The sequence below is a fragment of the Nocardia sp. AB354 genome (assembly GCF_049538315.1).
GTDB lineage: Bacteria > Actinomycetota > Actinomycetes > Mycobacteriales > Mycobacteriaceae > Nocardia > Nocardia nova.
This window is the reverse complement of sequence record NZ_JBMVFU010000008.1, coordinates 192,990-205,943: the sequence shown is the minus strand read 5'-3', so window position 1 is coordinate 205,943 and position 12,954 is coordinate 192,990. Positions and strand designations below refer to the sequence as shown.

At 69.2% G+C, this 12,954-nt stretch carries 13 protein-coding genes; 8 read left to right on the top strand and 5 right to left on the bottom strand.

Annotated elements, in window-relative coordinates; translation table 11 throughout:
* Positions 1-52: 52 nt before the first annotated feature.
* A complete protein-coding gene (locus ACPCUW_RS14305; protein ID WP_423425265.1) occupies positions 53-727 on the top strand; it encodes an SDR family oxidoreductase in 675 nt (224 codons plus the stop codon).
* Positions 728-760: 33 nt separating this feature from the next.
* Complete coding sequence (locus tag ACPCUW_RS14300; RefSeq protein ID WP_423425263.1) at positions 761-1,714, top strand: EamA family transporter; 954 nt, start codon at positions 761-763, stop codon at positions 1,712-1,714.
* On the opposite strand, the gene ACPCUW_RS14295 is transcribed toward ACPCUW_RS14300, so the two are convergent.
* Together ACPCUW_RS14295 and ACPCUW_RS14290 are read right to left on the bottom strand one after the other, a co-directional pair.
* Positions 1,704-2,462, bottom strand: coding sequence for a MerR family transcriptional regulator (locus ACPCUW_RS14295; protein WP_104362667.1), 759 nt, complete (start codon positions 2,460-2,462; stop codon positions 1,704-1,706). The two genes, ACPCUW_RS14300 and ACPCUW_RS14295, sit on opposite strands and share 11 nt — an antisense overlap.
* Before the next feature lie 74 nt (positions 2,463-2,536).
* Positions 2,537-3,166, bottom strand: a complete 630-nt coding sequence (locus tag ACPCUW_RS14290) for a TetR/AcrR family transcriptional regulator (protein ID WP_063910942.1) — start codon at positions 3,164-3,166, stop codon at positions 2,537-2,539.
* 48 nt (positions 3,167-3,214) lie between these two features.
* Between ACPCUW_RS14290 and ACPCUW_RS14285 the strand changes: the two genes are divergently transcribed.
* Complete coding sequence (locus tag ACPCUW_RS14285; protein WP_423425260.1) at positions 3,215-6,388, top strand: carboxyl transferase domain-containing protein; 3,174 nt, start codon at positions 3,215-3,217, stop codon at positions 6,386-6,388.
* 26 nt (positions 6,389-6,414) lie between these two features.
* Here ACPCUW_RS14285 and ACPCUW_RS14280 read toward each other — a convergent pair whose 3' ends face one another.
* Together ACPCUW_RS14280 and ACPCUW_RS14275 are read right to left on the bottom strand one after the other, a co-directional pair.
* A complete protein-coding gene (locus tag ACPCUW_RS14280) occupies positions 6,415-7,227 on the bottom strand; it encodes an SAM-dependent methyltransferase (RefSeq protein WP_197039809.1) in 813 nt (270 codons plus the stop codon).
* A 151-nt stretch (positions 7,228-7,378) separates the two neighbouring features.
* Positions 7,379-8,353 (bottom strand): hypothetical protein, encoded by a 975-nt coding sequence (locus ACPCUW_RS14275; protein WP_064910059.1) that lies wholly within the window; start codon positions 8,351-8,353, stop codon positions 7,379-7,381.
* Positions 8,354-8,895: 542 nt separating this feature from the next.
* Here ACPCUW_RS14275 and ACPCUW_RS14270 point away from each other — a divergent pair.
* The 3 genes from ACPCUW_RS14270 to ACPCUW_RS14260 all read left to right on the top strand — a co-directional run bounded on the left by ACPCUW_RS14270 (position 8,896) and on the right by ACPCUW_RS14260 (position 10,689).
* Positions 8,896-9,231: a metalloregulator ArsR/SmtB family transcription factor gene (locus ACPCUW_RS14270; protein WP_423425257.1), complete on the top strand. Its 336-nt coding sequence runs from the start codon at positions 8,896-8,898 to the stop codon at positions 9,229-9,231.
* Positions 9,232-9,245: 14 nt separating this feature from the next.
* On the top strand, positions 9,246-9,995 hold the full coding sequence (locus ACPCUW_RS14265; RefSeq protein WP_423425255.1) for a DUF2071 domain-containing protein: 750 nt from the start codon (positions 9,246-9,248) through the stop codon (positions 9,993-9,995).
* 115 nt (positions 9,996-10,110) lie between these two features.
* Positions 10,111-10,689, top strand: coding sequence for a DinB family protein (locus tag ACPCUW_RS14260; protein WP_423425253.1), 579 nt, complete (start codon positions 10,111-10,113; stop codon positions 10,687-10,689).
* Positions 10,690-10,763: 74 nt separating this feature from the next.
* On the opposite strand, the gene ACPCUW_RS14255 is transcribed toward ACPCUW_RS14260, so the two are convergent.
* Complete coding sequence (locus ACPCUW_RS14255) at positions 10,764-11,237, bottom strand: flavodoxin family protein (RefSeq protein WP_305780525.1); 474 nt, start codon at positions 11,235-11,237, stop codon at positions 10,764-10,766.
* A gap of 75 nt (positions 11,238-11,312) precedes the next feature.
* On the opposite strand from ACPCUW_RS14255, the gene ACPCUW_RS14250 reads away from it, so the two are divergent.
* Positions 11,313-12,074 (top strand): enoyl-CoA hydratase, encoded by a 762-nt coding sequence (locus ACPCUW_RS14250; RefSeq protein WP_305780524.1) that lies wholly within the window; start codon positions 11,313-11,315, stop codon positions 12,072-12,074.
* 86 nt (positions 12,075-12,160) lie between these two features.
* Entirely contained in the window at positions 12,161-12,943 is a 783-nt protein-coding gene (locus tag ACPCUW_RS14245) for a hotdog domain-containing protein (RefSeq protein ID WP_423425250.1), read from the top strand.
* Positions 12,944-12,954 lie beyond the last annotated feature (11 nt).

The window sequence follows — 12,954 nt, the reverse complement described above, 5'->3', positions numbered from 1 at the left end:
GGAGTCCACAATCGGCAGTGGACCGCACTCGCCGACAGAGAGGTGATCGCTCGTGAAGGTATTCCAGATCGGCGCGGCGGGCGGCGTGGGCCGCCGCCTCGCGCAACGGCTCGCGGACCGCGGTGACCAGGTCACCGGTATGCATCGCAATCCCGAACAGGCCGAGACCGTCGCGGCGACCGGGGCGACGCCGGTGACCGGCGATCTGATCCACGACACGGTGGAGAAATTGGCGGCCGAGATCGCCGGGCACGACGCGGTGGTGTTCTCCGCGGGCGCGCACGGCACCGGCCCCGACAAGACCACCGCCATCGACGGCGCCGGACTGGAGAAGGCCGCCGCGGCCGCCGCGCAGGCGGGCGTCTCGCGCTTCGTGCTGGTGTCGGTATTCCCCGATGCCGGGCGCGACCGCGAAACCTCGGAAGGGTTCGAGCACTACATGCGGGTGAAGAAGTCCGCGGATGTCCATCTGACCCACACCGCGCTGGACTGGCTCATCGTGCGTCCGGGAACGCTGCTCGACGATCCGGGGTCCGGCACCGTCACCGCCGGCCTGGCCATCGAATACGGTTCGGTCTCCCGCGAGGACGTCGCCGCCTTCATCGACGCGGCTCTGCACGAACCGGCACTGAACCGGGTCATCGTCGAGCTCACCGGCGGCAGCACTCCTGTCGCCGACGCGGTGGCCGAACTGGTGGCCGCGACCACCCCGCGCAAAACCGTGTGACAGCCGACGCCGCCCGGCCTAGCGTTCTCGGGCATGTCGAGGATCGCGCCCGAGGTCACCGCCAGGGACCGGCTGGGTTCGGGCACGGGGTGCGCGGTGGTGTCGGCGGTGTCGTTCGCACTCTCGGGCCCCTTGGCGCGCGGCCTGATGAACGCCGGCTGGAGTTCCGCGGCGGTGGTGATCGTGCGCGTCCTGGTCGGCGCCGCGGCGCTCGTACCGATCGCGGCCGTCGAACTGCGCAACAACTGGAAGTCGGTGCGCGGCAACGCGGCTCTGATCCTCAGCTACGGGCTGGTGGCGATCGCCGGAGTGCAGCTGGCGTATTTCACCGCCGTATCGCGTCTGGCGGTGGGGATGGCGTTGCTGATCCAGTACACCTCGCCGATCGCGGTGGTCGGTTGGTTGTGGCTGCGTCGCCGGCAACGTCCGGCCGGGCCGACGGTGGCCGGAGCTTTCCTCGGCCTCACCGGGTTGTTCTTCGTGATCGATCTGCGGTCGGGCGCGGCCACCGACTGGATCGGCATCTGCTGGGCGCTGCTGGCCATGGCCTGCGGGGTGGTGTACTTCCTGCTCTCGGCGCACGGCCACGGCACCTTGCCGGGAACCGTCCTGGCCACCGGTGGGCTGCTCGTCGGCGGACTCGGACTGCTCGCCGCCGGAGCGACGGGCGTCCTTCCGCTGCGAGCCACCGCGAATCCCGTTGTGTATCAAGGTGTCACGATGCCGTGGTGGCTGCCGATCGCGATCCTCGGCACCGTGACCGCTGCCCTCGCCTACGTCGCCGGCATCGCCGCCACCCGCCTGCTCGGCTCCCGGGCGGCGGCGTTCACGGGGCTGCTCGAAGTGGTGGCGGCCCTGATCGTCGCGTGGGCGCTGCTCGGTGAGGCCCCGCACCCCGCCCAGTTGCTCGGCGGCGTGCTGGTCCTCACCGGCGTGCTCATCGTGCGCCGCGGCGAGGCGGCCGTAACTACACCGATCAGTCGGTGAGCCGCTGCTCGGCGTAGACGGCCATCGCGTCGCGCTGGTATTCGGCCAATCCGGCCGCGATCCGCTCGTAGTTCGCCTTGAACCGTTCGTCGTCGACATACATCTGGCCGAGGCAGGTGTACGCGCTCCGGTTCGGGGTCCAGAAACGGCGAATCCCCTCGTACTGAGCGTGGATTTCGGCCTGTACCGCCGCATCCTCGACCGGTGTTCCGGCGGCCATGAATTCGGCCATCCGGATCATCGCCGCGGTCAGTTCCCGCTGCATGCGCTCGACGTCCTCGGCGGTCATATCTGCGGTCGCCTGCCGCGACTGCTCGAACTGTTCGGGCCAGCGCTCCCTGGCCTCGTCGTCGTACTGCGTGTGGTCGAAGCCCGCGAACAGATTTTCCGGGCGGTTGATCTGCACTGACATCTCCTTGTTCCCTTCGAGTTCGGCGATGGTGCGCGCCACGGTCTCGGCCATCCGTCCCAGCCGGTCGCGTTCGGCGAGCAGCCGGGCGTACTGGCGTTTGAGCGCCGCCAGCGTGTCCGGTTCGGAGTCGACCGCCTCGGCGATCTCGGCGAGACCGAGCCCCAGCTCGCGCAGCACGAGGATTTGCTGCAGCCGCAACAGACTCTGCTCGTCGTAGTAGCGATAGCCGTTGCTGCCCACATGAGCCGGGGTGAGCAGACCGATGTCGTCGTAGTGGCGCAAGGTGCGGGCGGTGACTCCCGACATCTTCGCCACCTCCGCGATCGACCAGCTCATGGTGCTTCCCATCTGTCCTGAGGCCGGTCGCTCCGGCCTCGTCTTCGACGGTAGAAGTTGCCGTAACGTGAAGGTCAAGCCGAAAATTCGGCGGCCGGGCGCAGCCCGAGCAGGGTTTCGGCGATCTGCCGCATCTCGGCGAGATACCGGGCGCGTTCGGGCGCCGGATCGGCCCGGCGGGCGAGCATGCCACTGGTCAGCGCATAGCCGACTGTTTCGGCGACCACGCGAACCGGCGCCGCGGGGGTGACGGTCCCGGCACGGTGTTCCCGGTCCAGGTAGCGGGCGAAGCGGCGGATCGGACGTTCGGAGATTTCGGCGGCCAGCTCGCCGATCTCGGGGTCGACGGCGCCGCGCTCTTCGATCAACCGCAGCAGCGGGCCGGCGTGCAGGACCGCCTCGGCGAACGATTCTATGGTGGCGCGCAACATCTCTCGCGGATCGGAATCGGCCAGTTCGGGTTCCTGGGCGGCGAGGAATTCGTCGCGAACCCGGGTGGCGAGCGCGTGGAAGATCTCGTCCTTCGAGGCGAAGTAGACATACAGCGTCGCGCGGGAGACACCGGCCCGGGCGGTGATCGCGGCCACCGTCGTCGCCGCGTAGCCGCGTTCGATGAAAACGTCGGCCGCGGCATCGAGCAGGGCCCGATGCCGGTCGGTATCCGAGCGCTCCCGGGCCGCTCGCACACTCCACGACGAGGTCATACCGTCCAGCATATTGACGTTGACGTCAATGTCAATCAGACTGGCGGCATGCAGGTGGCGGTGGCGAACCGAGGTGAAGTGGCGGTCCGTGTGTTGCGAACGGCGCGAGAGCGCGGCTACGGCACGTGGGCGTTGTCGACGGCGGACGAGCCGGACGCGATGCCGGTGCGGCTGGCCGACGAGGCGGTCCGGTTGCCGGGCTCGGGCGCCGCGGCCTACCTCGACATCGACGCCGTCGTCGCGGCCGCCGGCAGTGCGGGGCCGGGCGCGCTGGTACATCCGGGCTACGGATTCCTCAGCGAGAGCGCCGATTTCGCCGCCGCATGCGCGGCAGCGGGACTGGTGTTCGCCGGGCCGGCTCCGGAGGTGCTGCGGACCTTCGGCGACAAGGTGGCGGCCCGGCGTGCCGCGGAACAGGCCGGTGTCGCGGTGCTGCCCGCGACCGCCGGCGCCGCCGGGCCCGAGCAGATCGAGGCCCTCCTCCTCGCTCACCCCGAAGGCGTGATGATCAAGGCAACGGCCGGTGGCGGCGGACGCGGGATGCGCGTGGTGCGCCGTCGCGAGGAACTGGCGCAGGCCTACGCCCACTGCCGCGCCGAGGCTCGCGCGGGTTTCGGTGACGACACCGTCTACGCCGAGGCGTTGGTCGAACACGCCCGCCACATCGAGGTGCAGATCGTCGCCGACGGTTCGCGCGCGGTCGCGGTCGGCGATCGCGATTGCAGCGTGCAGCGGCGCCGCCAGAAATTGATCGAGATCGCGCCCGCGCCCTCGCTCGCGCCGGATATGCGCGAGCACCTGCATGCCGAGGCGGTACGGCTGGCCGAAACGGTCGGTTGTCGTGGCGTGATCACGGTCGAATTCCTGGTGCGCGGCGACACCGCGTGGTTCCTCGAGGTCAATCCGCGGCTGCAGGTCGAGCACACCGTCACCGAGGAGGTGACGGGCCTGGATCTGGTGGCCGTACAGTTCGACCTCGCTCAGGGCCACACACTGGACGATCTCGCGCTGTCGCACGCCTCCCGCGGATATGCGGTGCAGGTGCGTGTCAATGCCGAAATTCTCAGCGCGACAGGCGATGTGCTGCCCAGTACCGGCGTGCTCACCCGGTTCACTCCCCCGACCGGATCCGGTGTGCGCGTCGACACCGCCGCCTACAGCGGGATGCGTCAGGGCGCCGGCTTCGATTCACTGCTGGCCAAGATCATCGCGCGCGGACCGACCTGTCCGGCGGCGCTGCGGCGCGCCGCCGACGCGCTGGCCGAAACCACGATCGACGGCGTCGACACTACGGTCGCCCTGCAGCGCGCCGTCCTCGACGCCTTGCCCGGCGACACCACGGTCGACACGCTGTGGTTCGAACGCCACAGCGCCGAATTGGCGCGCCGGGCCGAGGAATCGGCTCCCCCGCCGACACCGCCCGCGGCCGGTGCCCCGGCCCCGGCGGAGCAGTTCGACGACGGCGAGCAAGTCTTGCGCTCACCCCTGGGTGGCACGGTCATCAGCGTGGTGGAACCCGGCACGGTGGTGGCCGCGGGCGCCGAGGTCGCCGTCGTGGAGGCGATGAAGATGCATCACGTGGTCCGCGCCGGACAGTCGTTGCGAGTGGTGCGGGTGCTGGCCGAACCCGCGACGGTCGTGGATCCGCATGCGGCACTGCTGGTGTGGGACGACGCGGACCACGACGGCGAACACGCCGACCTCACCGCCGTGGACCTCGACGCCGAACGCGAGGATCTCGCGGAGGTGCGGGCCCGCCACCGTGCCGGACTCGACGACGCACGCCCGGAGGCGGTGGCCAAGCGACACCGGCTGGGGCGTCGCACCGCCCGCGAGAACATCGCCGATCTGGTCGACGACGACAGTTTCGTCGAATACGGGGCGCTGGCGGTGGCGGCGCAGCGTTCCCGGCGCAGTATCGAGGATCTCATCGCGAATACGCCGGCCGACGGGCTCGTCGCGGGCGTGGCGACCGTCAACGCCGGACGATTCGGTCACGATCGCGCCCGGGCGGTGGTGATGTCCTACGACTACACGGTGCTGGCCGGTACCCAGGGCATGCGCAATCACGCCAAGACCGACCGCATGCTGGAACTGGCACGCGAACAACGACTTCCGGTGGTTTTCTTCACCGAGGGCGGCGGCGGCCGGCCCGGCGACACCGATCACTCGGGTATCTCGGGTCTGGACGTGACGACTTTCCGCGCGATGGCCGCCCTCTCGGGCACGGTCCCGCTGATCGGTATCGTGTCCGGGCGCTGCTTCGCCGGAAATGCCGCGCTGCTCGGCATGTGCGATGTCGTCATCGCCACGCCGGACGCCAATATCGGCATGGGCGGGCCCGCGATGATCGAGGGCGGTGGCCTGGGGGTCTACGCACCGGAAGAGATCGGGCCCGTGCGGGTGCAGCGCCGCAACGGTGTGGTGCACATCGTCGCGGGCGACGAGGCCGAGGCGGTGGCGATCGCGCGTGACTACCTCGGCTATTTCCAAGGGGCCCTCGACACGTGGGAGGAGCCGGACCCGCGGCTGGCCCGTCATGTGGTGCCGCAGGACCGGCTGCGCGCCTATGACATCCGCGCGGCCGTCGCCGCGGTCGCCGACACCGATTCGGTCTTGGAATTGCGCCGCGATTGGGGCGCGGGCGTGGTCACCGCGCTGATCCGCGTGGAGGGCAGGGCTTTCGGGCTCATCGCCAACGACTGCCATCACCTGGGCGGCGCCATCGACGCCCCGGCGGCCGACAAGCTCAGCGCCTTCCTGCGACTGTGCGACGCACACGGACTGCCCATCGTATCGCTGTGTGACACACCGGGTTTCATGGTCGGGCCGGAGGCCGAAACCCATGCCACCGTCACGAAGTTCAGCCGCCTGTTCATCGACGCGGCCGCCATGTCGGTGCCGTGGGGCACCGTCATTCTGCGCAAGGGCTACGGATTGGGTGCGCAGGCGATGGCGGCCGGATCGTTTCGCGCCCCGCGGTTCGTCATCGCCTGGCCCACCGGGGAAATCGGTGGAATGGGTCTGGAGGGAGCCGTACGGCTGGGGTTCGCGAAGGAACTCGCGGCGGTCGAGGATCCGGTGCAGCGGGCCACCGCATTCGACAATCTGGTCCGCGCCGCCTACGAGAGCGGGAAGGCGCTCACCGCCGCGACGGTGCTCGAACTCGACGACGTCATCGATCCGGCGCAGACGCGCCGCTGGATCGGCACCCTGCGCTGACGCGCGGGTGCCGATCCCGGTGCGGCTCAGGCGGATTTGCGGGCCAGTCCGGCGACGATCAGTTGCTCCCACACGCTGAGTTCGCGGCCACTGCCGGAATCCTCGGCGGCCGAGCGCGGCCACCAGCGCGCGCACGGCTGCAGGCCCGGATCGATCAGTTCCAGGTCGCCGAACAGCGCCTCGATCTCGTCGTCGTTGCGCCAGCGACCGCGCCCGAAGGCGTCGAGCACCTTCCGCTCGGTGGTGTTGGTCTCGCGGTTGTGCCCGGAGCGGAAATGGGAGATGTAGACCTGACTGCCAGCCGGAACACGGGCGGCCCAGTCGCCGACCACACCGGCGGGATTCTCGTTGTCCTCCACGAAAGCCAGCACGACCCCGAACAGCAGGCCCACCGGCTCGTCGAAGTTGATCAGCCGCTGGACGTCGGCATGGTCGGCGATGTCGGAGACCTGGCACAGGTCACGACCCAGCACCGCGATCCGATCGTCGACCGACAGCAGCGCGCGGCCGTGGGCGACGACGAAGGGATCGTTGTCGACGTAGACGATCGGCGCGTCGGGATGCTGGCGGCGCACCACGTCGTGCACGTTCTCGGTGGTGGGCAGTCCGCATCCCAGATCGATGTATTGGCGAATTCCATTGGCGCACATGCTGCGTACGGCGCGCAGCGTGGCCGCGCGAGCGGTGATCGCGACCTGTTCGGAACCGGGCAGGAAGTCGATGAAGTAGTCCGCGAGGTTCTGGTCGACTCCGTAGTTGTCCCGTCCGCCGAGGATGTAGTCGTATACCCGTGCCACGCTCGGCCTTGCTTGCCGCGCTCGCATGGCGTCGTCGTTCACTTGTCACCTCTCGATTCCCACGACGCCCGTCGCAGCCGTGGCTGATTAGTTGTCGAGCATAGCGGTCGGCCCCCACCGAAGCCGACGATCGACTCGGTCTCGGCGTGGTTTCCAAGCCTGTCGCCGGTTGATTGCGTGATTGATCACCACGTCAGCGGGGATCGGCCATTTCTGGTGCGCCAGTGCCTGATTCGCTCTCCCGCGCGGTGCGCGTGCCGGTCCGCCGCGACAGTTCGGCGTCGAGTTGCGCCTCGGCCCGTTCGGCCCGGGCCAGGGTCTGGCGGCGCGCGTCCTCGACCGCCGCGAGCCGGGCCGCGGTCTGCTGCGCGACGTGTTCTGCGGCCGCGGCGGCTTCGGCACGCACGGCGGCGATATCGTCGGCGGCACGCTGTTGTGCCGCATTCGCCTCCGCCCGCATCCGGTCGATCTCGCCGCGGGCGCGGGCCAATTCCGCCTTGGTCTCCTCCAGGGTCCGGTTTCGTTCCGCGACGGCCGATTCGGCGCGTTCGATGGCGCGTTCGGCGTCGGCGGCGCGCTGGACGGCCAGGTCACGTTCGGCGCCGGCGGCGGTGATGCGCTGGGCACTGTCGCGACGCACCTGTTCGAGTTCCGCGGTGAACGTGGTGCGCGCCAATTCGATTTGCTCGGCGGCCTGCCGCCGCGCCTCGTCGACGTCGTGCGCGCACTGCGCGCGAACCGCGCGGATCTCGGCGTCGGCCTCGGTGCGTGCGGCGAATACGTCGTCAGCCGCCTGTTTGCTGACGCGCTGCACTTCCCGCAGTGCGTCGTCGCGTGCGGTGAGTGCCTCCGCGATACGTGCTTCGGCCGTCTCGGCGGCCGCGGCGGCGTCTTCGGCCGCCGATTCCGCTGCGTCGCGGGCGTCTTCGGCCTCGCGCCGCGCCTTCTCCGCTGCCACGGTGGCGACCTCGGCCTCCGCGATGCGCCGCGCGGCATCGGCCTGCACGGCTTGGACCTGCGCCTCGGCCACCGAAGGGTCGGCCAGGGTCGACAATTCGGCCACGGCAACCGACAGCGTGTTGCTCAGCTGGTCGGCCAGAGTCCGGAACTGAGTGAGCATCTCGTCGGCTCGCAACCGGGCGGCGGTCACCGGACCTGGTTGCGTCACAGTGACGTTCGTCTCCGTCCCCTCACCCTCCTGCTGACGACGCTGTCGCTCCCGCCATGCCCGCCATCGCGTGTGATCGGGATGGTCGCAATATTCCGACGGCCGTCCCGGAGTCCCGCCGCGGGTGATGGTGCGCGTACAGCCGGGGTAGTTACAGATGCTCGACACACGGGAATCGTAACGTTTGTTTCGTTGGATACAACGGAATGACACGAAACGAAAACTGGGAAGCGCCAGCGGATCCCATACTTTGCTGACCTCCGATAAGTGAACCTTATCGGAGGTCAGCCCTGCGCTTCGCTCCGAAATCCCCTCCGGCTTTTACGTTTACGTTTGGTCGCACTCAACTAAACGTAACTACAACGCAACCCGCCGAAAACTGTGCTCGGCGGTACGGCCGTACCAATCGGCCTTTCCGCGTTGGATACGTGCGCTGCTCCACTGACGAACCAGCAGTTCGCCGAACACCCTGACCGCCATGTGATCTGACGGCTGGAGTGCTGTCGTCGTTCGCTATTTAGCTATAGTGCTAAACTCCGAATATGACCGAGATCGGGCCTGAAGAGGAAGCCGGAGTGTTCCGCGCGCTGGCCGACCCCACGCGCCGACAGATCCTCGAGGATTTGCGGTTCGGCGAGTTGACCGCAGGGGAAATCGCCGCCAAGTTTCCGATCAGCGGTCCGTCGATCTCCCGGCATCTGGGCGTACTCAAGGCAGCCGGGCTCGTCCGAGAGCGACGAGCCGGCAATCGCATCTTCTACTCGCTTGTCGAGGAACGACTGGCTTTGTGTGTCGGCAGGTTCCTGAGCGCGATCTGCCCGGAGCAGGTCATCGTCAGACAGCGCAGACCCCGAACCACCGAGAACAGGGGAACCTGATGAGACCTCCGCGGATGTCCAGCGTCGTCGAGCGACGCCTTCTGGTGAACTACCGCGTCGACCCTGAGGCTGCCGCGAGCTTGGTGCCGTCGCCGATGCGGCCTCAATTGGTCGGCGGCTGGGCGGTTGCCGGAATCTGCCTGATCCGCCTGGGGCAGTTGCGACCCAGTCGGCTACCCGGCTGGATCGGGCTGCGCAGCGAGAACGCGGCACATCGCGTCGCGGTTGAGTGGGATGGTCCGCAGGGGCGCTCGACCGGTGCGTACATCTCGCGTCGCGACAGCGGCTCGGTGATCAATGTCCTTGCCGGTGGCCGACTGTTTCCGGGTGAGCACAGTCTGGCGCGGTTCGACGTGCGGGAGACGACGCAGGACCTGCATGTGGCCTTCGCCAGTCATGACGGGTCCCTCTCCGTGAGCGTGGATGTCCGGACCGCCGAGCGGTTCCAGGGAAGCGAACTGTTCGCCGATCTGGCGCAGGCATCGGACTTCTTTCGGCATGGCTCTGCCGGATTCTCGGCCACGCGTGGCGGTCGATGCCTCGATGGGCTCGAGCTCCAGACGAACTCGTGGCACGTCGAGCCGGTCGAGGTCTGCTCGGTTCGGTCCACGGTCTTCGACGACCGGGACCGGTTCCCGCCCGGCACCGCAGTGCTCGACTGCGCCTTGCTCATGCGCCAGGTGCCGGTGTCCTGGCGCCCGCTTCCGCCCCTGCGGGTCGATGCCGGCTCCGTGCCGGCGGGGGAAAGCGCACATCCGGAATAACTGCTCTGCGGCGGCCGCGCCACGAATCTCTTCCGCCCGCGACAAGCGGACACAACCCGACCTAGTTCGCTGCGATCGTTGGTATCGGAATCGACAACGACCCGAAAGGACAACGATGACCACCGAGAACACCCCGGCGTCCGCACTCGACGGCGAACGCGCCGATCTGCTCGCCCAGCTCGCCGCCACACGCAGCGCCCTGCGCGGCACCGTCGACGGGCTGACCGACGAGCAGGCCGGCGCGCATCCCACCGTCAGCGCCCTGTCGCTGGGCGGGCTGGTCAAACATGTCGCGGCGATGGAGGACAACTGGCTGCGGTTCGTCGTGGAGGGCCCCTCGGCCATGACCTACGAGCTGCCCGAGGGGGTCACCTGGGCGGACTTCGCCGCCGGCACCGCGCGGGAGTATCCGCAGTGGGCCATCGACCACCGCAACACCTTCGTCATGCTGCCCGGCGAAACCCTCGCCGGCATCCTGACCCGCTACGAGCAGATCGCCGCGCGCACGGAGGAGATCATCGCCGCCGTGCCCGATCTCGCGGCCACGCATCCGCTCCCCGACGCGCCGTGGCACGAGACGGGTGCGGTGCGCAGCGTGCGCCGGGTGCTGATGCATCTGATCCAGGAGACCGCGCAGCACGCCGGGCACGCCGACATCATCCGCGAGTCACTGGACGGCCGGACCGCGGGCTGACGCCCGGACCATCACCGGGCTCACGCGGCGGGCGCATACCGGCCGCCGCGTGGGCCCGGGCGAAGGTGGCGCTTTCAGCGCCCGGCGGTGACGCGGTCGCGCAGCCCTTCGGCGAAGGTGCGTGCCGCGTGGAGGTCGGCGGCGTCGGGATGTCCCTTGCTGATTCCGCCGACGATTCGCATCGGCAGCCAGGTATCGAGGCCGCGGCAGGTGAAGGTGTCGAGCACGGTGAAGCCGCGCTGGCTGAGAAGTGTTGCGAGCGAACGGGTATAGCGGCGCAGGGGTGTTTCCGGCATACCGCTGGTGGCGTAGACGAACGCCTTCGTACCGGACTGCGCCGGCAGCGCGCGGATCAGCTCGCGCAAGCGGGGATGGAAGTTCATGGTGAAGATGCCGGACCCGAATCCCACGAGGTCGCAGGAGGCGAGTTCGGCGGTGTCGAGTTCCTCGGGCCCGACGACGCGGGCGCCGAGCACTTCGCCCATGGCCTCAGCGATCCGCCGGGTATTGCCGTGCGATACCGAGACACATACGATGACGGCCTTCATGCGGGCTCCCTTGCTCGTCCGGTTCGACTCGGATTCCCGGATCGTATCGACCGCGCCCTCCCTTACGATGACGCCATGGCGGAGATCACGGTGGAACGGCGCGATGCGGTCGCGGTGGTGACGGTATCGGACCCGCAACGCCGAAATGCGTTGACACTCGGGCTGTCCGAGCAGCTGGCGGCGGCGATCGCGGAGGCGGAAGCCGATTCCGGGGTGCACGCGGTGGTGATCACCGGGGCTCCGCCGGCATTCTGCGCGGGCGCCGATCTCAGCGCACTCGGCGAGGCGGCGGAGGAAGGCTTGCGGGCCATCTACGCGGGATTCCTCGCTGTGGCCGAATGCTCGCTGCCCACGGTCGCGGCCGTCGGCGGGGCCGCGGTCGGCGCGGGGCTGAATCTGGCGCTAGCCGCCGATGTGCGCCTCGCCGGACCGCGCGCTCGGTTCGATGCGCGATTCCTGCGGCTGGGTATCCATCCCGGCGGCGGCATGACCTGGATGTTGCAGCGCGCCGTCGGGTCGCAGCAGGCTGCGGCCATGACGCTGCTGGGCGAGATCCTCGATGCCGACGCGGCCCACAGTGCGGGCCTCGTGCATCGTGTCGTACTCGGCGACCATGACGACTTGCTCTCCGCCGCAGTCGAATTGGCGGCCGGTGCGGCCGAGGCGCCGCGCGATCTGCTGATCACCACCAAACGCACCATGCGCCACACACGCACCCTGGACGCGCATGCCGAGGCCGTCGACGCGGAGATCGTGCCGCAGGTGGCATCGCTGGATTCCGAGGAATTCGCCGCCCGGCTCGCCGCGATGAAGGCGCGCATCAGCGCCCCGCGGTAGCGGGATGAGAATGCGATTCTCCTTGAAGTAGAATCAAATCGCTCGTGTGTGGCCCGGCCGGGACGCACCGGACCGGAGGAGATGCCGTGAGTGTCGAAAGCAGACTGTCCCCGCGCCGCCACGTGCTGCTCGAACTCGGCTTCGCTACCCGGCGCGCCGGTGACGAGGTGCACGGTTCCGCGACCATCGTGCCGGAACTGCACGCGCCGGGAACCGCGCATCTGCGCACCTCCATTCTCGCCACCTGGGCCGATACCGTGGCCGGGTTGCTGGCGTCGCTGGTGATGCATCCGCGGGTCCCGGTGACCCTGGAACTCGACGTCAACCTCTACCGGCCCGCGCCCGCGGCCGAACAGCTCGAGGCGATCGGCCGCACCGTGAAGGTGGGCCGGTCGGTCTTCGTGGCCGAGATCGACTTCGCCGTCGACGGCGAACCGCTGGCCTTGGCCGGCGCCTCCTTCATGGTCGCGCCCGATCCGGACCTGCAACTTCCCCGCGCGCTCAGCATCGACATGCCGGCCGGCCGCGATCGGCTCACCACTCCCCTGGCCGAACGCCTGCGCTGCGAACGGGCGCGCCCCGGCGTGGCCGTTCTCCCGCGCACCGACGAGGTGCTCAACGCCGCCGGCAGCGTCAACGGCGGCCTCATCGCCGTCGCGGCCGAGGAAGCCGTGCTGTCCCTGGCTCCCGGTGACAGCCTCAGCTTCCTCGGCCTGCGTTATCTGCAACCGGCCAAGGTGGGCCCGGTGACGGCCACCGCGACGCTGCGGGGCGGTGTCGGACGGGTCGATCTGCGCGACACCGGCGCCGACGACCGCCTCGCCACCATCGCCACCGCCCGCACCTTCGGTGTCGTGGCGCGACCGTAGATCCGGCGGCC

Excerpts from the sequence above, each read along its gene's own strand:
- ACPCUW_RS14250 (WP_305780524.1), top strand. The coding sequence starts at position 11,313 with ATGGCGGAGATCACGGTGGAACGGCGCGATGCGGTCGCGGTGGTGACG.
- ACPCUW_RS14270 (WP_423425257.1), top strand. The coding sequence starts at position 8,896 with ATGACCGAGATCGGGCCTGAAGAGGAAGCCGGAGTGTTCCGCGCGCTG.
- ACPCUW_RS14290 (WP_063910942.1), bottom strand. The coding sequence starts at position 3,166 with ATGACCTCGTCGTGGAGTGTGCGAGCGGCCCGGGAGCGCTCGGATACC.
- ACPCUW_RS14285 (WP_423425260.1), top strand. The coding sequence starts at position 3,215 with ATGCAGGTGGCGGTGGCGAACCGAGGTGAAGTGGCGGTCCGTGTGTTG.
- ACPCUW_RS14260 (WP_423425253.1), top strand. The coding sequence starts at position 10,111 with ATGACCACCGAGAACACCCCGGCGTCCGCACTCGACGGCGAACGCGCC.
- ACPCUW_RS14255 (WP_305780525.1), bottom strand. The coding sequence starts at position 11,237 with ATGAAGGCCGTCATCGTATGTGTCTCGGTATCGCACGGCAATACCCGG.
- ACPCUW_RS14295 (WP_104362667.1), bottom strand. The coding sequence starts at position 2,462 with ATGAGCTGGTCGATCGCGGAGGTGGCGAAGATGTCGGGAGTCACCGCC.
- ACPCUW_RS14300 (WP_423425263.1), top strand. The coding sequence starts at position 761 with ATGTCGAGGATCGCGCCCGAGGTCACCGCCAGGGACCGGCTGGGTTCG.
- ACPCUW_RS14265 (WP_423425255.1), top strand. The coding sequence starts at position 9,246 with ATGTCCAGCGTCGTCGAGCGACGCCTTCTGGTGAACTACCGCGTCGAC.